This is a genomic window from Novipirellula methanifontis, from assembly GCF_052161655.1.
In the GTDB taxonomy this organism is placed as follows: Bacteria; Planctomycetota; Planctomycetia; order Pirellulales; family Pirellulaceae; genus Novipirellula.
On record NZ_CP197418.1, the window covers coordinates 2,268,287 to 2,288,643 of the forward strand.

The 20,357-nt window shown below is 54.5% G+C and carries 13 protein-coding genes; 1 reads left to right on the top strand and 12 read right to left on the bottom strand.

Annotated features, from left to right (window positions below):
- Positions 1 to 19: 19 nt before the first annotated feature.
- From SH528x_RS07935 to SH528x_RS07950, 4 genes are all read right to left on the bottom strand, one after another.
- The gene (locus SH528x_RS07935; protein ID WP_442509983.1) at positions 20 to 1,501 is read right to left on the bottom strand and encodes a sugar MFS transporter; all 1,482 of its coding nucleotides are present in this window, start codon (positions 1,499 to 1,501) and stop codon (positions 20 to 22) included.
- Positions 1,502 to 1,574: 73 nt separating this feature from the next.
- Positions 1,575 to 2,630, bottom strand: coding sequence for an aldo/keto reductase (locus tag SH528x_RS07940; protein WP_442509984.1), 1,056 nt, complete (start codon positions 2,628 to 2,630; stop codon positions 1,575 to 1,577).
- Positions 2,631 to 2,651: 21 nt separating this feature from the next.
- Positions 2,652 to 4,205, bottom strand: coding sequence for an alpha-L-fucosidase (locus SH528x_RS07945; RefSeq protein WP_442512099.1), 1,554 nt, complete (start codon positions 4,203 to 4,205; stop codon positions 2,652 to 2,654).
- Between the two features lie 338 nt (positions 4,206 to 4,543).
- Entirely contained in the window at positions 4,544 to 5,794 is a 1,251-nt protein-coding gene (locus SH528x_RS07950) for a tagaturonate epimerase family protein (RefSeq protein WP_442509985.1), read from the bottom strand.
- A 148-nt stretch (positions 5,795 to 5,942) separates the two neighbouring features.
- Here SH528x_RS07950 and SH528x_RS07955 point away from each other — a divergent pair, with 148 nt between their 5' ends.
- Entirely contained in the window at positions 5,943 to 6,836 is an 894-nt protein-coding gene (locus SH528x_RS07955) for an AraC family transcriptional regulator (RefSeq protein ID WP_442509986.1), read from the top strand.
- Positions 6,837 to 7,133: 297 nt separating this feature from the next.
- Here the strand turns inward: SH528x_RS07955 and SH528x_RS07960 are convergent, their stop codons facing one another.
- From SH528x_RS07960 to SH528x_RS07995, 8 genes are all read right to left on the bottom strand, one after another.
- Positions 7,134 to 9,200: a hypothetical protein gene (locus tag SH528x_RS07960; RefSeq protein ID WP_442509987.1), complete on the bottom strand. Its 2,067-nt coding sequence runs from the start codon at positions 9,198 to 9,200 to the stop codon at positions 7,134 to 7,136.
- 3 nt (positions 9,201 to 9,203) lie between these two features.
- A complete protein-coding gene (locus SH528x_RS07965; RefSeq protein ID WP_442509988.1) occupies positions 9,204 to 10,412 on the bottom strand; it encodes a VWA domain-containing protein in 1,209 nt (402 codons plus the stop codon).
- Positions 10,399 to 12,795 carry a DUF5682 family protein gene (locus SH528x_RS07970; protein ID WP_442509989.1) on the bottom strand — a complete coding sequence of 799 codons (2,397 nt, stop codon included), beginning with the start codon at positions 12,793 to 12,795 and terminating at the stop codon, positions 10,399 to 10,401. The genes SH528x_RS07965 and SH528x_RS07970 overlap by 14 nt, the downstream gene beginning before the upstream one ends.
- A gap of 62 nt (positions 12,796 to 12,857) precedes the next feature.
- Positions 12,858 to 13,994 (bottom strand): ATP-binding protein, encoded by a 1,137-nt coding sequence (locus SH528x_RS07975; RefSeq protein WP_442509990.1) that lies wholly within the window; start codon positions 13,992 to 13,994, stop codon positions 12,858 to 12,860.
- 2 nt (positions 13,995 to 13,996) lie between these two features.
- Positions 13,997 to 17,131 (bottom strand): WGR and DUF4132 domain-containing protein, encoded by a 3,135-nt coding sequence (locus tag SH528x_RS07980; protein WP_442509991.1) that lies wholly within the window; start codon positions 17,129 to 17,131, stop codon positions 13,997 to 13,999.
- A 116-nt stretch (positions 17,132 to 17,247) separates the two neighbouring features.
- Positions 17,248 to 19,044, bottom strand: coding sequence for a translation elongation factor 4 (gene lepA, locus SH528x_RS07985; protein WP_442509992.1), 1,797 nt, complete (start codon positions 19,042 to 19,044; stop codon positions 17,248 to 17,250).
- Between the two features lie 153 nt (positions 19,045 to 19,197).
- Positions 19,198 to 19,566, bottom strand: a complete 369-nt coding sequence (locus SH528x_RS07990) for a hypothetical protein (protein ID WP_442509994.1) — start codon at positions 19,564 to 19,566, stop codon at positions 19,198 to 19,200.
- 311 nt (positions 19,567 to 19,877) lie between these two features.
- Positions 19,878 to 20,267, bottom strand: coding sequence for a hypothetical protein (locus tag SH528x_RS07995; RefSeq protein WP_442509995.1), 390 nt, complete (start codon positions 20,265 to 20,267; stop codon positions 19,878 to 19,880).
- Positions 20,268 to 20,357: the final 90 nt, after the last annotated feature.

Genomic DNA, 20,357 nt, shown 5'->3' on the forward strand with positions numbered 1-20,357 from the left:
CAATCGCCAACTCGCAAAACTAAGCTGCGGTTTGGAAGTTGGATTCCTTTTCGAATCGTGTGAACGTGCGAACGCCAAAGATGGCAATGGCGACGAAGCAAATCAGTGGCAGGTAGAACGAATTGCGAACGCCGATTGTGTCGATGAACCAACCTTGCATCAGCGGCAGCAATGCCCCGCCGACGATCGCCATGATCAATCCGGCCGAGCCCAACTTGGCTTCTTCGGCCGGCAAGCCTTTCAGTGCAATTCCATAGATCGTGGGGAACATGAGCGACATACAAGCCGAGATCAGAACCAGGCTGATCAGCCCCGTTTTGCCTTGCAGCATGATGGCGCCAAAGGTCAACATTGCTGCGATGACCGCCAGTGTCGCCAACAACTTTCCGGGGCTCACAAATTTCAACATGAATGTGCACACAAAACGGCTGACCAAAAAGATCATCATCGCAGCAATGTTCCACGTCTGCGCCTGTGCAAGCGACAGTCCGACTTGCTCCATTCCATAGTGAATGATGAATGTCCAACACGTGATTTGAGCACCGACATAAAACGCTTGTGCGATCACCCCTTCGCGATAGTGAGCTTTGCTAAATAATCGAGCCGCTAATTCACCCACCGGCGCATCGGGTTCATCGGCCGCAAAGGTGGGCATTTTTGTCAGTGCGAAAAGAATCAGAAATCCAATCACGACACACGCGATCACGACGTAGGGAGTACGCACGACACCAAGGTCATGCTGTTGGATCGCTTGGAACGTCTCGGGCGTTGTGACCTGCATGTTGGCAAGGGCCTTGCTGACAGCTGCGTCCAATGTTCCATATTCTTGATCGAAATCGGGCAATCCCGATGCGTAGTCAGTTTCAACGTATTGCACCACCTCGGGCGATTTGGCCTCCATTTTGTCGCGGAACTCACCGACTTGAAGATTCGGCGCGATAATCGTCGATGCGACAATCATCCCGGTCAACGATCCTATCGGGTTAAACGCTTGAGCCAAATTCAATCGCTGGGTCGCGGTTTCTGGTGGCCCCATCGCCAAGATGTACGGATTGCAACTGGTTTCCAAAAACGCCAAACCAAACGTCAAAATGTAGAATCCGGCAATGAAAATCCAGAAGTTCGTATTCAGACTGGCCGGGATGCTCAGCAGCGCACCGATCGCGTACAACGCAAATCCGACCATGATCGCACCCTTGTACGAAAAACGGCGGATGAAATAGGCGGCGGGCAAAGCCATCGTGAAGTAGCCGCCGTAAAAAGCGAACTGCACCAGCGAGCTTTGTGTGTTGCTGATCTGAAAAACTTCTTTAAATACTTTCACCAACGGGTTGGTGATGTCGTTGGCGAAGCCCCACAATGCGAAGCAGCAAGTCGTCAAGATGAACGCCATCAAGTACTGGCGTGGGACAACTTTCGGCGGCGATGTGTCATAAGTTTGACCCTCGCCGGAGACTTCGCTTGCCGGTTCGTAAGGCTGGACTTCAATACCGTCGGACATAAGTTGCCTTTAAGAAAACGCGATGAGTTGATGGAGGAGAATTAGATGACGAGCTTCACGCTCTAAAATAGCGTCAATTTCCGACGAATGGATAGTCATTGCCAATCAGATTTGCATTTTTCATTGCCAACCAAAAATCTTGCGGAGGCTTGGCTGAGACAAGAGCCACATTCTGTCCAATCCGCTCAGGCCGACTGCTGTTCAACGCCGTCGCCAAAACACCGGGCGGCGACATGCCAAAGGCAACGCACGCTTCGGCCGGGCTGACGTTGTAACGTCCGCAAATTTCACGGAAACGATCACGCCAGGCGATCAACGCTTGGTCTTCGGCGGTGTCGCCGGTCACCTTTCGGTAGTCAAAAAAGTCGCCTCCGGTTAAGAAGCCTGCGTGAAAGACGGCCGAATTGATCACTCCGATGTTTCGCTGATGCAGCGACTGGACAAACGCCAACAACTCCGGCGGATGCGTATAGATTGTCAAACTAGTTGCCAACATCACCCAATCAAGATCGCACTGATCGGCAAGTTTTTGTGAAACTTGCCAATCCTTTGATCCCACACCGATCGCGGCCACCTCGCCTCGTTCGCGAAGTTCTCGCAGTGCTTGATAGGCAGCAACCACATCGTCCCAGCGGCGTACACGGTCCTGCTCATCGCTTGCCGCCGCCAGATATTCATCGGGGTCATGTACCGACACCATCTGCGGGCGATAGCGGCCGAGCAACTCACAGCCTTGTTCCCAACACCGCAAAATCCCGTCGTAACTGATGTCCTGGACCGCATCGTGCTCGAGTCCCACCCAGGCTCCGGGTTCAAACGTCGGCTCGGGTGTTTTCAGTGGAACCCGCCGCCATCCCAGCTTGTTGCTGATGACGATGTCGGCCGGTTTTACGTCCAGTTCCGACAGCGCTTTTGCCATCGACTCCAGCGCCAACCCAGCGCCGTACTTGCCCGCCGAATCCGCAGCGACGATTCCAGGCGACTGTTTGAACCATTGTGAAACGATCTCGCGTTTCACCTCGTCATCAAGTGCTTGGTACAAATTCCCCAGCGCGCTTGTACCAAACACGATAGCAGGAATTTGCAAACCGGTAGACCCGAGCGGCGACAGCGTGGCATTAACTTGCATCGAGAACGTCTCTTTGGAGGACTACTGAGTAACTTTCAGGACATAAGCAAACTCCGACGGCTTTTCGGTCGGCAGTTTGACTGTCAATCCTTTGTCGTCACGAGTCCACTCGAGTTTTTGGTCCGAACCGAGCATCGTTACCGAAGCGATTTTTTCGGGGTAATGTTCGCCACCGCGAGCAAGCGTCTTGACCATGATTTGGTTGTCCTTAGGCCAAGCCAATCCGGTAACGTACAGGACGTTCTCACGCGTGGTGAATCGCAGGTCTTGTGCGGTAAACGGTTTGTCCTTGGATTCGGAAACGTGTCCGGTCGAAACGGCCGTGGGGCCTTCGCCAAACGTTTTCCAGTAGGTGGTGTCGTAGATCGATTCACCGTTGATCTTCAACCAGCCGCCGATCGCTTTCAGGATCGCCTGGTCTTCATCAGGAATCGTGCCATCGGGGCGAGGCCCAACGTTCAGCAACAAGCAACCATTCTTGCTGACAATATCGACCAGGTCGTCGACCAAACGGTCGGGCGTCTTGTAGCGTTGGTTCTCGGTGTAGCCCCACGAACTGGCGCTGACCGCGGTATCGGTTTGCCAAAACGGCTTGCGAATCTCGGCCATTTTCGAACGCTCTTTGTCCAGCACCGCTGCGGACTCGGGAAACGCATTGAACTTGTAGTTAATGATCCCCATATCGTCGCCGGATTTGGAGGACGCGTTGTAGTAGTAGGCTGCAAATTTTTTCAGATGCTCGGCGTACGAGTTTGCTTCGTAGGTCGTGTCGTGGTTAGGAGTGATTCCAAAGTCGAACCAGAAAACATCGGGTTGATACTTGTCGATCAGTTCACACGAGCGAGCCAACCAATCGTCTTTGAATTGTTGGTCTTGGGGCGGAAAGAAATTCTTGTAGTCCCAGGCGTTTTCTTGGAACAAGAACGGCATTGGCCGGCCATACAGGCGTGCGTATTGAGGGTCGGCGTTGTCGAAGTCTTTGTCACGAACGTAATACATCCAGTTGAACGCACGGTGGCTGCTGACGCCAAACTTCATCCCTTCGCTGCGAACGGCTTTGGAGAGTTCCGCGATCACGTCCCGTTTTGGCCCCATTTCGGTTGCGTCCCACTCGGTGAACGAGCAGTCGTACATCGGGAAACCGTCGTGATGTTCCGCCACAGGGATGACGTAACGTGCGCCCGTGTCTTTGAACAGTTTGGCCCACTGGGCGGCGTCAAACTTTTCGGCTTTGAATTCGGGAATGAAGTCTTTGTAGCCAAACGTCTTCTGGGGCCCGTATGTTTCGATGTGATGCTTGTAGAAGTTGTCGCCACGTCGTTCTTGTTTGATGTACATTTGCCGCGGGTACCACTCGCTACCAAATGCAGGCACGCTGTAGGCACCCCAGTGGATGAAGATGCCGAACTTGGCATCTTTGTACCACTGCGGAATCTCGTAACCTTCCAGCGAGGACCACTCGGCTTTGAACGGTCCCTTGTCGATCACCGAATTGATCTTGGCGACCGCAGGTTCGACCTGGGGATGGGGAAGCGTTGCGGGATGCGGCGATTCGGCAAACGACACGCTCGTCATCAACACCGCGATCGCGGCGACATACTTACATTTGGAAATCATGTTGGCTCTCGGTAAAGACGTCGGGGATGATTGTGATGGGGAGATGCCAATCATTGGCGGGGACCGCGTAGTGCATGGTCCTGCAAAATGGCACGGATCCAGTTCGTGCCATGGAAAAGAGCTTGGGGTGCAGCAGTGTATTGTGCTTAGTGAGCCGTGACGCGTAAGCGGCCGGGTATCACGCCGCTACCCGGGGCCTTACGGCCCACGGCTCACCCGGTTCTTCGCGTAACGGAAATTTGTGAGTAAACTTCATTACGCGTACTTTGTTTGCGAGCCTTGTCTTGACTCGCGTCTTAGCCGACGAACAGCGGACGCAAATGACGTTCGTAAATGTTCTTGGTCACTTCGTTGCCGACAATCTCTTCGTTCTTCTTCAGCAGATCGGTGTAACGATCGCCATGTTTTGCCGCGACCTTGAACGAGACGTGAAGCAGTTGACGCATGTGGGCGTTGAAGTGCTCGTTGTCTTGGATGTGGCGGATCGCACTGGCCAAACGAGGACCCGACCAACCGTTGACGGTTTCCGCGTCGGGCAGTTTGCTGTTATCGATGTCGATCACGCTGGCGTAAGGAGCACAGAACTCTTCGACATGCTCGAGTGCATATGCATAGATCTCTTTTGCTAACGCCAGACCATCGCCACCGGCTTCGGCCAATCCGATGATCTCTTCGAGCCACGTGGTGCCCGCGGTCTTAATGTGCAAACCCGCACCGGTGCGCTGCAAGCACTCGCGGATGATCGGATACAGACTGAATTTATCGCTGCCGCTATGAACACTTAACTTCAATGTTTCCGGCAAACCGTAAGTCTTCACCGCGTGAGCGATTACAGCAACGTCGTCGTTGAATTCACGCTCGAACTGCTTTAGATCGCCGACGTAGTCGACGCCTTTGTTGAAACGGCCAGTGAATTTTGGTGCGATCGTTTGCACGGGGACATTCTCGTCGGCAATCGCAGCCAAGATGATCAACAATTCAGGTGGCGTTTGCGGCGAATCGGTTTCGTCCATTGAGATCTCGGCGATCACGTTGTCGGCGCCTTTCGCCTTGGCGATGTGACGATAGATTTCACCCGCTTCTTTGACGGCCAACAAATACTGCTCCGCAACTCGTTGAACGTCTTCTTTGCTGACTTCTAACGGCGAGGATAAACCATCGAGGGTCAAGGTGCCGACAAGTTCGGGGTGACGATCGATAAATGCGGCGATGTCCTCTTTGGATGCCGCTTTGCCAATCGAATCGGCAACGTCGAGGGTAAAGAAATCGCTGCAGGGGATGAATGGATCGACCGTGGCGAGTTGAATATGGTCGGCATCGACGTGCCAAGGCTTTTTCCAGCCCCGGGTTTCAATCGCGTTTTTCGCGGCGTCGTAAACGCTTTGTGGCTTCGATCCGACGAAAGTGTGTTCGCGATTGGACTTGTTCCATACCGGCGCCACATCCACGCCGTCTTTGGCTAGTTGCTCAAAAGCACGCAATTGAGCAGCCGCTTGATGCGCAAAACGATCGCCAACGCCAAAGGTGAATTTTTCGATTACGAGCATCTATCTCTCTTTAAAGGTGGGATTAAACAGTGTTATTTTGCCAAGCGTTCGCTGGCAGCCCATAGCTGAGCTTGACTTTTGCATGTCAATTCTTAACCTGGACAGCGGATAGTGTAGGCTTTTCCCCCCCGCAAACAAAGAGACGCCGGTGACAACCGAAAAGGGATCCACGAATGAGCCCGATTTTGTCTCGGTTCAAGTTTCCAAGGCTCGGCGTTATTACCTGAACTTGAATCCCTCGGATTCCGCGGCAATTGCGGTGGTATGTGGGGGCGTCGAGCGAACGCGGACCGAATATGTTGTCCAGCGAGATCGTTTTGCTTATTTCGGAATCGAAATGGTGACCGAAGGACGAGGCGAATTAACACTTCGCGACCGCAGTTTTGCCTTGTCGCCGGGCATCATGTTCGCCTACGGGCCCCAGACGCCGCACCGGATTGCGAATCTACCGCCCTCGCAAATGCGAAAGTTCTATGTCGATTTTGTCGGTCATGAAGCAGAGGCCTCGCTGTTGGCGGCCGGATTGCTCGATGGTAAACCGCTTCGCGTGACCCGGATGCACGAATTGGTCGAGTTGTTTGAGATGTTGGATCACGAGGCTCGCGGCGATAGCGATGTGGCCGGCGAGGTATGTGAACATCTGTTGCGTTTGCTATTGGTCAAAGTTCGCCAATGTTGTCTGGCCGAAAGTCCGGCGATGCCGCGAGCCTACGCTACCTACGAGCGCGTTCGTGAACACATCGAAACGCATTACCTGGAATTGCATACCGTTGAACAAGTCGCAGCTCAGTGTGACATAACGCCAATTCACTTGTCGCGGTTATTTCGCCGTTTTGGCGGCGTCGGAGCGTATCGTTTTCTGCTTCGCAAGAAAATGAATCGGGCTGCCGAGATGTTGCTCGAGGATCGCTTGCTGATCAAAGAGGTCGCCGAGCGGCTCGGTTTCTCCGATGCATTCCAATTCTCGCGAGCGTTTAAACGAGTCTACGGTATCCCCCCAAAGCAACTTGTCCGTTCCCGCTTGTCTTCGTTCGAAAGCTAAGCACCGATCCCATCAATTTTGTTAGCGGTGCGGCGCAAGCGGGCCGGTTTCGTTGCCTCGCAAAACGCCTGGTGCCTGGGCTAGAGGTTGCGCAATTCTCCTGTCACCTCTCCCAAACGAAGTTAGGGAGAGGTCGAGCAGAGCCTTCAGCGATTGCTCGGGTGAGGGCCGACCGAGCAAGTTGAGGCGAACTGCAAGTCAAGTTGCGCAGTCGGCCCTCACCCGAACGAGGCCGATGGGGCCCGTTCGACCTCTCCCAAGCTGAAGCTCGGGAGAGGTGACCGGCGGGAATGGGGACTATTCCAACAGTCGACTGAACATGCACAATTGACCGGTGGTTCGTGCGGCCACCGACGGGTTCCAGCGAACTTGGTTCATCCGCTTGGATAGCTCGACACTTAAAACATCGATCGGCTGGTTCAGTCGAACGAACCCCAGTCGCTGAGCCGCTTCGGAAAGGTCTTGCCAATCCTGTGCAGCGACTTGCGTAAGTCCCGTCAACAGGATTTCGCTGAGATGGATGTTGAGTGTCGTGAGAAATTCTTTGATTGTCGACTGCGGCAAATTCAATTCGCTGTCTGCGGGACTCGCTTCGGCCTGGACTTCCCCGCCACCCCCTAGCCAAGTCGACACAGCTTGACGCGATTGGTCGGCCGATTCAAACACGATCGAGATCGGTTCGATTTCAAGTTGCTGGTGTACCCAGCGAACATGACCGCAGACAAAACGTGCGTCGCTGCCACGCGTGGCCAACATGTTGCTCAATTCCGTGAACCCCGCATCACCGCGATGGTGGTAAGGAAAGATGATCCGGGCGGACTCGGAATTCGCATCGTGCATCGTCGCGGTCAGCTGTTGATGGACGACGTCAAAATCCGAATCGCTGATCCGAGTGACTTTTAATACGTGTAGGTTCTCGGTGTACCGCAGCGGTCGCAACCAATCCGGTGGCAATAATTCGAACCGTTCCCGCGCTTGTTGAAAATGGTCGATCGCCAGCGGAGGTTGCAGATGTTCCCATTGGAACGTTTGCGGATTGATCGTCAATTTCCCGCTGCCTCGTGGCAAAATCAATTCGTCGGTCGCGGTCCGTTTTCCCGAGCCAAGCATCATTTGCGACATCGCCGCACCGCCCAATGACACGCCGCGGCTGAGTGAATGGGCCGCCAATTCCACAAAGGATTTGGGCATTGCTTGTGATTTCGGATCCAGGTCGGCAAACACCCGCTGCACCGCGACCACGGTTCCAGTATCGACGTCCTGGAAATAGGCGAGCATCTTGGTTTGCGATCGGCTGGGGCGAACGCCAAGCCCGAGCCCGACGAACCGCCCGGCCTTGATGTCGGTACGGCGATCGGATTTGTTGCCACGCACCAGCGGTTGAGGCACCGATCCATTTTGTGACCGAATCGACCGCGACCGCGCGATCAACTCGCCTATCAACCGCACTGTTTCCAGGGGACTGAATCTGGCATCCTGCTGAGTGTAGCATTCATGTTGGTGGATCAGCTGTAGCACCAGTTCAGCGGGCCATACCATGCCGCACCCACGCAGTTGTTTTTCCAGCCGCGATAAACGTTGGGGCCACGTGGCACTGCAGCCGGACATCCCGTCGCTGCAAAATTCGATAATCAGTTCTTCGAGTCGGTCGAGTTCATCATTGGGAAGGGGCAACTCGTTTTGGCCTAACGAAATTAGCCCGGCGTTTCGCTTGGGATCCAGTTCGCGAAACGCCCACACCGCCATCGCGGTCCACTGAGGCAGCATCGCTGCGGCACAATCCGCTCGTGCATAGCGTGCATCACCCGGCACAGGGAAACGAACGGTGCACGATTCGTGCAAGAATCGAGCAGTCGGTTTCTCGCCACGCGTTAGCTCGACCAAAACGCCATCGTCAAACACTTTCCTCGCCCGCGTGATCGTCGCCTTGCGAAAATGTTGGACCAGATCGTCGTCACTGATTTGACCCGGATCCCAAGCGGACGATGTTGCGGCGGTGTTTTGATCGTCGTGGACCGTGGTGCCATCGAGGCCGACTTCGTCGGTTTCGCCTTTGTCGGACGGGGCAGCGTTCACGACATGACGTTGATATGCCAGGACGGATCGAATCACATGGCGGCTGATTCCGATCGAGCCGCTCGAACAGTTGGCTTCGTGAATCGTTTGCCCCGATACGAATTGGCACACGGTTCCGTCGGACCACGTCACGATTAAATCGTGAACTGCGGAATCGTCCTCGGATTCGTTGATTTCGTAACTCCACAGACCTTCGTCCAATTCGCGTTGGGCACGTTTCACGGTGCCACGGTTGGTCAGTGAGGCCAAATCGTCACTGGATAACGAGAGCAGATCGACTCGAGTCATGGTTTATGCCCGCACCTTTTCGGCAACCCAATTGGCCAGTTCACCGGGAGTCATCGCGGCGACGTGCCAGCCGATTTTGACCATCTGAGCCGCGACTTGTTCGTCGTACGTCGGATCGGCTTGACCATCCAAGGCGGCCAAACCTAAGCACGTCACGCCGCTTTCGACCAATTGGCGAGCGGCGGAATAGAGCCGCGCGGTGGGTCCGCCTTCGTAAAAATCGGTGATTAACGCCACGATCGTGCGTTGCGGGTTTTCCACCAACGTCGATGCGTACGCGACCGCTTGTCCGATGTCGGTTCCGCCACCGAGTTGCACTTTCATTAATGTTTCAACGGGATCGACGATCTGGCCCGTCAAATCGACGACCGACGTATCAAAAATGCAAAGGTGGACCTTCATCATTTGCATGCTGTAGAACACCGCCGCCGTGACGGCCGAGTGGATCACGCTATCAAGCATGCTGCCCGATTCATCCACCAGGATAATGATTTGCCAACGATCAACTTGCCGCCGCACGCGTGAATAGAAGTACGGCGTTTCTACTAACACCCGTCGTTCGATGGGATCGTAGTGTTTCAGATTGCGTCGTAACGTCGTTTGCACGTCAAAGTTCTTGGCGATTCTCAAAAACGAACGATGGCGTCGATCCACCGATCCTTGAAATGCACTGCGAACCTGTTCGGCCATTTCTTCCATCAATTGCTCGACGGCCTTGCGAACGAGTTGTTGTGCCGCCTTCAACACATCTTGGTTCATCAAATGCTTGGTTCGCAGCACCGCTTTGAGCAAAGTTTGGTTCGGTTGAGCCCGCGCCAGCACATCGGGGTTAGTCACCATTTCGTCGAGCTGATACCGCTCGAGTGCATCCTTTTCCAGACGCTCGATGGTCGACTTGGGGAACAGTTCGTGAATTTGGTTGATCCACTCCGGGACGGTCAACGAGCTGGCGTCGAGGCTGCCGGAGCGATTACCGTCCTTGCCACGTACGTTTTGCCCACGCCCTTCGCGATCATAGAGAAACCCCAAGCATTCTTCTTGCAGTTGTTCTTGATGCGACAGCGCACCGCACAATTGTTCGCTGCCCGATCCCATTACTAATCGCCAACGCGACTGACGTTGGGCCAATGTTTCGGCCGCTGCGTCCTCGTTTGGCGGTGTCGCTTCAGAGGTTGCGGGCGATTGCGGATTATTCGAATTAGAGTCGGCCATCGATTTGCTCCAGTCCGTATTTGGCAATCGCCTCGAAAAGACGGTCTTCGATCGCCAGCGATTCCGCCGCCGTCGCTTCGTCGGCCGGCAAGTGGCTCAGTGGCTTGGGGTTCTTCAGTCCAAGTGAATCGAACAGCGTGGACAGCATGTGATGCTTTTCACGCGGCGTGAATGAGGTGAACGCCAATCGCAGCGACGGCAATGCGGTTTGAAATTCATCGCCAGCAAACCGCAACAAGACTTGGTCGATCGAACGAACCAAGGGCGGGTGCCGCTGAGCGACCTCGCGCGCGAGCGTGAACAAGCCGTTTAGGAAATCGCCAAGATGGTCGGGATTGGCAAAGAACATCAGATCCTTCAGCACTCGATCGGGGCTGGCCTGGCCGATCGTCCACAGGATTCCTGCAGCAGCCCCTCGGACCGTGGGCGGTTTGTGAGCGTCCGCTTGGATTCGCGTCAACACGCTCGCGAATTCGTTTTCGGCTAGCTCCAGCACGTCGCCGACACGTCGATACGCTTCCAGCATCGCTTGCATGCCTCGCAAAATCGAGCCATCCGCCGGCGTTTGCTTTCCGATCGACTCGAGTAGCCACAGGGATCGTGAAAACGATTGACGAACCAGATTCTGCAGCTGAGGCAAGCGTGTCGTCCCAAAGGCTTCGTCAAAACAAAACACATATAACAAGTGTCCGAGCGATTGAGCGACTGCGACAAAGCGAGGTTCCGATGCAATCAGTCGCTCAAGTGATTCGAGCAGCGGTTTCGATAGCGACTCGACGCCACACTGAGATGTCTTGACTAACAATTCCGCTGCCTTCGCAGCATCCCGCTGCTGGCGGTTGGATTGTTCGGTTAAGCGAGCCGCAACCGCCTCGGCGATTGTGGTGCCGTAGCGAGACGCTTCGATACAGGATGATTCAAACTCGGGAGTCCATCTCCGGTTCCACTTTTCCCAAAGCCGCTCCAGTTCGTCGCGGGCGAGAAAGTCGGTTCCACCGTCGCGCCGAAACCCTTTGATGTCCAGCACGCTCAGTTGGTGCAGCAGCCTACTTTTTCGCACATCCGCGGCATCCAAAAGATCCAGTTCGATTGATTCACTTCGCCGCGTCGGTTCGAGTCCGAGCATTTCGAGTTGGTGTTGGATTTCGCGAACCAGCGGGGGAGTGCGAATCCCGCTTGCCAATCGCCCACGCTGGTCACCACGTAGCACCGCATGCACGGCATCGATGAAGGGCGATTCGCAATCGTATTCCAACTCGTCTTTGATCAACGATGACGTTACTGCGTCGATCAGGTCTCGTCGCCACACATGGTTCCGCTCGCGAAGTGCCGCCAGCGCCCGAGCCGACGTTTCGACTGCGATCAGGTCTGCCGTGCTGAGCGTTTGTTTTCGGTGGCGAAGTGCAGTGACCAATTCGGTCAACAGCGGTTGGTGGTCAAAGGTTTTGTCTTGGTTTCGTTGCGACCAAGCATGGTGGTAAAACCCCGGACTCGGCATGCCTGCGTTGTAGCCGGTCAAATTGTCGAGCCTTTCGTACGAATATGTCGTCAGTGCGACACCACGATCGACGATTGCGGCAATCACCGACTGCGACGCTTCACTGGGCTGTGGGTCGTCGATCCCCGCACATGCAAAGCTTTCGTTGCGAGCCAACAACGCACTGCTGTGAAAGCCGCCGGTCACAACCAGTGTTTTACCGGTCGTTTGCTTCGCCGTCTTGGCAATTTGCTCAGCCATGAACGCTTCGCGTCGGCGGTCGCTGACGCTCACACTGGGCTCCCAATTGCGGATATTCCAGCACAACGAATGAGTGCGACGCAAATAATCGGCGAGTTCAAGCTTTGCGTGTGATTCGATTAACCGGTCCCACAGATCGTCAAAGTCTTCGACTTGCAGCCGCTCGCACAACGCGTTGACATAGCGTCCACGACGAAGTTCCGCGTCGGCATAACGATGCGAGGCACGTGCGTCCCCCGCACTTTCGGACCACGGCAGGTCGATGAAACGCACTTCGGCATCGATACGATGAGCTTGTTGAATTGCGACCCATTCCGGCGAATATTCGCAAAACGGATAATAGACGCCCTGATGAATCAGTTCGGTTTCCGCTTGATCATCGCCGGTTGCCACGCCCGCTCGAAAATAGCTGTAGATTGCGATCGGCAATTGATGCTCGAGCAAGAGTTCGCCGAGATGCTCGTTGTAGTCGCTGGGTCCTTCGATCAACACCGCAGTTGGTTTAAGCGACTCGATCAGCTGAGCGATCAACATGGCGCACGCCGGACTGTGATGCCGAACGGGGAAATAGACCACGTCCGCTGTGGTATCACACAGCCGATCGATCAACGGTTGATCATCCGGTGTTGGATCGCGTTTTGGCATCCGACGCTATCTTCTTTTTGAAAATCCGTGTGCGATTTTTCGAGGACACATTCTCGCAGAGATCAAGTCAGTTCATCACGAGCATCATAGAACTCTTTCCAGCGACCTTGTTTCCTTTTTTTGATCACGTGGTCGAAATAGTGCCGGACTTTCTTGAGGTCGTCGGGATTGTCCTTCAGTACGCTGCCCACCAAATGGCGAACCAAATGAGTCGGTTCGATTTTGCCGTCGGCGTAGTAGTACGCATGCACGCCTGCGGCGTAGGCCGTTCCGACCGCTTCGGCGGTACTGAGCACGGTCGAGGGAGGATCGATGCCTTGACCGTCGATCGTTTTGCCTTGGCGAAGTTCGCGAAACGTCGTGACCAACAACTCGGTTAAGTCTTGATCGATCGTGACCGGGACTTGAGAACGGTCGAGGTTGCGGTTGGTTTCTCGCAGCACCAATTGCATTTCTTCGGCAATGTCCGCAATCGGATGCACCGTTTCGAAATTGAATCGCCGCTTCAATGCCGCACTCATTTCGTTGACACCGCGGTCACGCGTGTTTGCGGTGGCAATCACATTGAAACCGGCCTGAGCGTACAGGCTGCGGTTTTGCTCGGGCAATTCGGGGATCGCCATCACTCGATCGCTGAGCACGGACAACAAGACGTCCTGAATTTCCAAAGCACAACGCGTGATCTCTTCAAAACGGACCAATTTGCCGTGAGTCATCCCCAGGTAAAGCGGTGCGGGAACAAGCGAGTTCTCACACGGCCCTTCGGCAACCAGCAACGCATAGTTCCACGAATAGCGGATATTGTCTTCGGTGGTGCCGGCACTGCCTTGGATCGTCAGCGTCGAATCGCCGCTGATCGCTGCCGTCAACAGTTCACTCAAGTAGCTTTTCGCTGTGCCAGGTTCTCCAATCAGCATCAGACCGCGGTTGGTTGCCAGCGACACGATACATCGTTCCAGGAATGCTCGTCGGCCGACAAATTTGGGCGGCTTGCCTTGTTGTGCATCGCCCAAGACAAACGACAACACCGCACGCGGCGACATTCGCCAACCCGGTGGCTTGGGTTCGTCAGCGGTGGCGTTCGCCAACTCAGCGAGTTCGTCCGCAAACAGCACTTCCGCCGGGGGACGCTGCTGCGACAGAGACGCTTGGTTTGATTCGCTTGACGCCTTTCGTGAGACCGCTTTTTTCTTAGCCATCGCTATTTTGCTTTCGATTTCAGCAGGTGAAGATCCGCCATGACTTCGCTGAGCACAATCGGTGAAACCTCGCTTAGCTTCATCGGTTTTTCGCTGCCCCAGCCGTACCCCGACGGAGCACGCATGCCTTTGCAAAAGTGAATCGACTCGGTCTTTAGCATCTCATCGGGATCAATGTATCCCATTCCCACAACGCCATCGTAATGGACAACCGCAGTGACATCCGCCGAAGGGAACTGTTTGGAATGCTCGTCAAAACATCCCCCATCCATTGCCACGCCCCGGATCCAGCCGAGTTTTTCTAGGGTGAACACCATCGTTGGGGCTGCCAAGGAGAGTCCCGCGAACCGATCCAATTGCTTCGTTTTTTCTTCGCCTTTTTCGAGACTAAAGACCTCGCGTCCGAGTTGCGGAAAGGGTGTGATGATTTCGTAATCGCTAAGCACTTCACCCCACGTGCTGCGTTCCGCGTCGGACAGATCCAGCGGATGCATCAGTCCAATCTGAGCTGCTTTGTCGAGCGACACCGCGGCGTCTTTGGCATCGGCGTTGTCACGCTCTTCGGTGACGCGGAACAGTCCCGTGCGTTTTCCCTTGGCGTCAAACGAGCCCCAAATCAATTTTTGCACCAAGTGTGTCATCAAAGGATGTTTGACCAACAACGTCTGGAAATCGTCGACCGACCAACGACGACCGGTCACCATCGCTTGTTCGAGTCGCCCGGCTTGCAGCGTCGCCACCTCTTTGATTTGCTTTTTGATCAGCTTCCATTCGCTCAGCGATTCGTTGGCGACTTTTTCATCGTCCTTCGCCCCCGGCTTCGGCATGTTGGGGCGTAGTTTGCCCGCCTCGTCACGAACCATCGGTTTTAAATCACCACCGAGAGCAAACGAAAACGACCGCGGGCCGAATGAAAACTCGCGTCGACCCATTTCGTCCAGTCCGCAATCGGGTATCACGCGGTCTTCCAGTTCGGCGCGAGTCATTCCCTTCTCTTTGGCGATGTCCTCGACAAATGCCGCTGCTTTTGTTTTCAATCCTTTGAACTTCAATTTCTGAGCAACGCCGGACAATTGCATCAGCGCCGTGTTAGTGCCGACACCTCGCAAACACTCCAGTCCGAATACGGCTCGGGCGTGCTGACTTTCGCCGGGCCAGACGCGGATCATCGGCGTCAACTTCAGCACGCAACCGTCGTCACCGATGTGACCGATGGCTCCCATCGCCCATTTGTTTTTTGAAACCGAACCATCTTCTTGCCATAGTTCAAACAATCGCCATGCAAACGTATCGCGAACGCTTTTGTCAACGTTTTGTTTGATCGCGGTTAACAACGGATGTCGTTCCGTGACCGGCGTGACCGCAAGGACTCGCAGCACTATATTCAGCTGCTCGTCACTGAGCCGTTGATCGCCCACGGTCAGCGGCGGCAGGTGGGCGGCGTTGGCCCACGGTGGCAATTTTGGCGGGCGAGCGATTTCGACCGTTGCCAATGCATCGCTCAGCCATTTAGGCGTCGTCTTTTGATCGAGCGGTTCAAACGTTTTCTCTTCAAAATCCAGCACGTCGCGTTGGACACGGGCCGCCCCATCGGATTTTTTGCCAGCCTTTTTCACGGCATCCGCAATCACGTTTTGCAACCCACTGCGTTTGACCGATCGCAAGTAATCGATAGCGGCGTCGGCAAGTTTGCCTTTGGATGTCGCAGTATCGATCAGCCCGGACACCGCGTTGCCCACTTGCTGGGCCATCCAATCACGAGCCAAGGCAGGTGTTTTGGCGTTTAGCCGGCACTGCAACATCGGTTCGGCATTTTCGGGCGCACGGACCAGTCCGAGGACTTTTAACAATGCGGTGCAATCGTCTTTGTTCGATTGATTGCAGATCTGATCGGCGAGAACATCGAGTGCCGAGAACTCGGTACAGGCCAAGAAGCCTCGTGCGATTTCAGGAGTGTTGATTCGCAGACGTAGCCGACGCCATTCGGATTCGACTAGTTCCGCACTTCCGAGCCCGAACAGCAACGCTTGAGGTCGGTGGTAATGATCAGTCCACTCGTCACCCTTGCTGTAGCGGTCGTCCTCCCAGCTCGAGATGGCTTGATGGATTTCATCGTGCATCCCCAGCATCGCTGCAAGGTAATGTTCGGCGGGATAGGACGAATACGAATCCGCCGGTTCGTAATCGGGAGCAAAACTCTTGCGTAAAATAGTTTTGAGTTTGTCGATCTCCGTTTGCTTCAAATAGGGAAGCACGTGGCTACGAAAACTGTTGCACAGCGAACGCATCAATTCCGATTTATCGTAACTTTGCTTCTTCTTGTGCCCGTGGATTGCCTTCAGCAAGATCTGTAAACACTCTTCGGCGCTGAACAGACTAAACAGTGCCTGCATGAATGGCTCGGGGATACCTCGCTCGACTTGACTCACCTGGCCGGTCGCTTCTTTCACCGAAATCTTTCCGGTGAACTTATTTGCCTTCACAATCTTAGCGACATATTTCTCTTGCGCTGCTTTGTTTTCCAGTCGACTGGGATTGCCCGTCATCAAGCATACCCAGAAATGGGCTTCCTCCGGCGACAGGATTGGAGGCAGGTTCAGCTTTTCATACGGAATCGTCCATCCGTACTGGCTGGTTTTTAAGCTCGTAAATCGCTTGATCGCAGTATCAATGTCGGCTGGTTTTGGTTCGCCACGCTCGAGTGGTTTGCGTTTACGGAAACTGGCCAGAAACCAATCGGTCGGATCGAGGTCAATCGCTTGAGTGACCTCGGTGACCACGTTGGCGGCCGGAGCGGTCGCGGCGGCTTTGGCAGCCGTTTTCGCCTTGGACGTTGCTTTGCCGCCAGCGGATTTCGAGGCCGCTTTCGTTGCCGCCGATTGGTTTGGCGACTTACTCGCCGACTTGTTTGCAGAGGCCGCGGTCACATCGGAGTCCGCGTACCCTTTTTTGACTTTCTGTTGAACCAGTTTGTCAAACGATTTTTTAGCACTTGCGGCATCGTCAAATTCTTTGGTTTGAGATTGACCACTGGTTCCGACGCGACCGAATGTCACCGTGTGTGACTGGCCCTCCAATTCGATATTCCAGAACTTATCTGACGTTCCATCGGAAAAAATAAGCTGGCGAATGGACATCCTCTGCGACTCCCTACAAGGCATGCTGACGCTACGAACGGCTTGGGTTGCCGAGTATTATGCCAGAGCGCAAGGGGCTTCGCCATCATGATCGAGTCGGTTCGACGCCCAATCGGCTAATCTTTGTCGGCGCGGAGAACCGAGACGAAGGCTTTTTGAGGAATGTTCACGCTGCCGAATTGCTTCATCTTGGCCTTGCCCTTCTTTTGCTTCTCGAGCAGTTTCTTCTTACGCGAAACGTCACCCCCATACAGTTTTGCAGTCACGTCTTTGCGGTAAGGCTGGATCGTGGCTCGCGCGATGATCGTTCCGCCGATCGCACCTTGGATCGGAATTTTGAACTGATGCCGCGGGATCGCTTCGGCTAATTGTTCGCAGTAATGCAGGGCTCGTGTGCGTGCCTTGTCGCGGTGCACGAGATACGAAAGTGCATCGATCGGTTCCTTGTTGACCAAGATGTCGACCTTCACCACATCGGTCGGGCGGTATTCGATCGGTTCATAATCGAACGATCCGTACCCTCGCGTGATCATTTTTAGTTTACCGTAGAAATCGAACAACACTTCGCCTAGCGGCATTTCGCTTACCACTTCCAACCGCCCGGCGGATAAGTAGTTCATCGTTTGACTTTCGGAGCGATGTTCACGGCACAGTTCCATCACAGGGCCGACGTACTCTTCGGGGATCAGGATCGAAGCCTTGATGTACGGTTCGGTCGATGATTGGATGTTAGTCGGGTCGGGCCAATAGCTGGGGTTGTCGACTTCCAACGTGCTGCCGTCATTGAGCTGCAGACGGTATTTGACCGACGGAGCGGAAATGACAAGCCCGAGATCAAATTCCCGTTGCAATCGCTCTTGGATCACGTCGAGATGCAACAGACCGAGAAACCCACAACGAAATCCGAACCCTAGAGCCGCCGAGCTGTCTTTCTCGAACGTCAACGCAGCATCATTGATCGCCAGCTTCTCCAATGCTTTGGTTAGATCCGGATATTCATCCGTGCTCATCGGATAGACCGACGAGAAAACAACTTGTTTGGCGGGCTGGTAACCGGGAATCGGCTCCGTCGCGGGCCGATCCAACTGCGTGATCGTGTCGCCGATTTCAATGTCCTGGACGCTCTTGACGCCCGCGACGATGTAACCGACCTCGCCGGCGGTGAGTTGGTCTTTGGGAACAAGTTTGAATTGGTTGTACCCAAGTTCGTCAACTTTGTAGTCGCGACCGGCATGCATAAAGTGGATGGTGTCGCGAGGTTTCAGCGTCCCTTCCATCACGCGGCACTGCAAAATCACGCCGCGGTACTTGTCAAAATGAGCGTCGAAGACCAATGCTTTCAGCGGCGCTTCGGGATCGCCCTTGGGCGGCGGCAGATGTTCGACAATGCCCTGCAAGACATCCTCGATACCGGCCCCCGTTTTTGCCGAAACGGGAATCGCGGCAAACGGATCGAGCCCCAGATCGGCATCAATCTCTTCACGAACACGTTCCACATCCGCGGCCGGCAAGTCGATCTTGTTGATCACCGGCAACAATTCCAAGTTGTATTCCAAGGCGAGATACAGATTGGCCACCGTTTGAGCTTCGACGCCTTGTGACGCGTCGACGACCATCAATGCCCCCTCGCATGCCATCAGCGATCGGCGGACTTCGTGCGAAAAATCGACGTGGCCCGGCGTATCAATCAAATTCAATTGATAGTCGTGGCCGTCCTTTGCCTTGTAGTTCAACGTGACGGTATTGCTTTTGATCGTGATCCCACGTTCACGCTCGATATCCATCGAGTCGAGCATTTGGTCATGGAACTCACGCTGTGTTACCCCACCACAGGCCTGGATCAATCGATCGGCCAGCGTCGATTTACCGTGGTCAATATGGGCGATAATACAAAAGTTCCGGATGCGTTTCATGCTTTGGGTTTCACTCGGGATTGTCGGTGGCGGCGTGGGGCGCAACTGACAATCGTAGTGCATTGCATGAAAAAACGACAGGGACCAAAAGCGGTTCGCGGACGGCCGTCCGGCGAAAGCAACTCGATTTAACCTGTTTTTCCGCTGCGATCGTTACCGAGGATCCTGGATCGGATGACGGAACTCTAGCGGGGGGCGGCGAGAATACCGGCCTGGAAAACGGCTGTCGAATTTGTGCTGGGCGTTGAAATAGGGATCGTCCAACAGATCCGGAGCGCGAAAGCTGCCCGTTTGATAGGGATCGTAAATGTATCCGTAGCCGTAAAACGGGTAGCCATACGGATTGCTAATGTTGCCACGATAGCGGGATGAAGATTGCGTTGCACTGATCCCCCATCTCGACGAAGTCGTCTGCGGTTGCCAGCGATGGCTGTGGGAATGAGTCCGGTAGTTTTGAGCCTGAACTTCGCTGCCACTATGGACCCATAGCGTTACCGCCAGGACAAAAATGAGTCGAAACATGTCTGATCCATCGGAAAATGAGGATTTGTAACCCTTCAACCCTACACCGCATTTCCCGCACCAGCGGAACAAATTAACAATTTTGATTGCGCTTCCCTCACTGACGTCAATCACCGCAGAAGATAGGGCGGCTCAGATCATTCTGTGGAATGATCCATATTGACCTGCTTAGGGAATAGCGGATGTCAGACAGAAAAATTGATGCGACAGGAAAATTAGATAGACCGGTCGTGCAGTGCCTTATTTTCCTACCTCCATGTTCCTACCAAATCTCTTCTTGTCTGTGGTCGATCGGCAAGGGACATTGCGGTCTATTGAACTTTCTGCCGGTTGGCCTCACAGCAACTGAATCCACCTTGGATTCCCTGCGAATACTCGCCCAGCGGTTCGCGATGTTCCAATGTGAAACGCATGCCTCCGAGTGGCAGCAACTCTGTTTCTTCGGCCGTCAATCGCAGTCGCCAAATTCCGTCTTGCTCAAATGCACAACGTTGGGGATCGGTGACTTCGACCACCACGGCGTTATCAACGACTTGGCTATAAACTCGGAAGCGAGGCAGATGTCCCGCCCAATCGACCCGTATCCCGCTGACATTGTCGGCAATTTCGAACGCCAAGTCACAGGCTTGCCGCGACTCGATGCGAATCCATGACGAAGGATAAGGGACACGTTGTGTTAACTGTCTGGCACGAATGGTCATGACGATCGAATTTTCAACAAGGAACGACGTTACCAACAAAACGGGGGGACCGTGATGCTGTTTGGTGCAGCACCCACGGCACCCGTGTCG

What these genes read in the sequence shown, in the direction of transcription:
- SH528x_RS07935 (WP_442509983.1), bottom strand. Translation starts at nt 1,501, where the DNA reads ATGTCCGACGGTATTGAAGTCCAGCCTTACGAACCGGCAAGCGAAGTC.
- SH528x_RS07940 (WP_442509984.1), bottom strand. Translation starts at nt 2,630, where the DNA reads ATGCAAGTTAATGCCACGCTGTCGCCGCTCGGGTCTACCGGTTTGCAA.
- SH528x_RS07945 (WP_442512099.1), bottom strand. Translation starts at nt 4,205, where the DNA reads ATGACGAGCGTGTCGTTTGCCGAATCGCCGCATCCCGCAACGCTTCCC.
- SH528x_RS07950 (WP_442509985.1), bottom strand. Translation starts at nt 5,794, where the DNA reads ATGCTCGTAATCGAAAAATTCACCTTTGGCGTTGGCGATCGTTTTGCG.
- SH528x_RS07960 (WP_442509987.1), bottom strand. Translation starts at nt 9,200, where the DNA reads ATGACTCGAGTCGATCTGCTCTCGTTATCCAGTGACGATTTGGCCTCA.
- SH528x_RS07965 (WP_442509988.1), bottom strand. Translation starts at nt 10,412, where the DNA reads ATGGCCGACTCTAATTCGAATAATCCGCAATCGCCCGCAACCTCTGAA.
- SH528x_RS07970 (WP_442509989.1), bottom strand. Translation starts at nt 12,795, where the DNA reads ATGCCAAAACGCGATCCAACACCGGATGATCAACCGTTGATCGATCGG.
- SH528x_RS07975 (WP_442509990.1), bottom strand. Translation starts at nt 13,994, where the DNA reads ATGGCTAAGAAAAAAGCGGTCTCACGAAAGGCGTCAAGCGAATCAAAC.
- SH528x_RS07980 (WP_442509991.1), bottom strand. Translation starts at nt 17,131, where the DNA reads ATGTCCATTCGCCAGCTTATTTTTTCCGATGGAACGTCAGATAAGTTC.
- lepA (WP_442509992.1), bottom strand. Translation starts at nt 19,044, where the DNA reads ATGAAACGCATCCGGAACTTTTGTATTATCGCCCATATTGACCACGGT.
- SH528x_RS07990 (WP_442509994.1), bottom strand. Translation starts at nt 19,566, where the DNA reads ATGTTTCGACTCATTTTTGTCCTGGCGGTAACGCTATGGGTCCATAGT.
- SH528x_RS07995 (WP_442509995.1), bottom strand. Translation starts at nt 20,267, where the DNA reads ATGACCATTCGTGCCAGACAGTTAACACAACGTGTCCCTTATCCTTCG.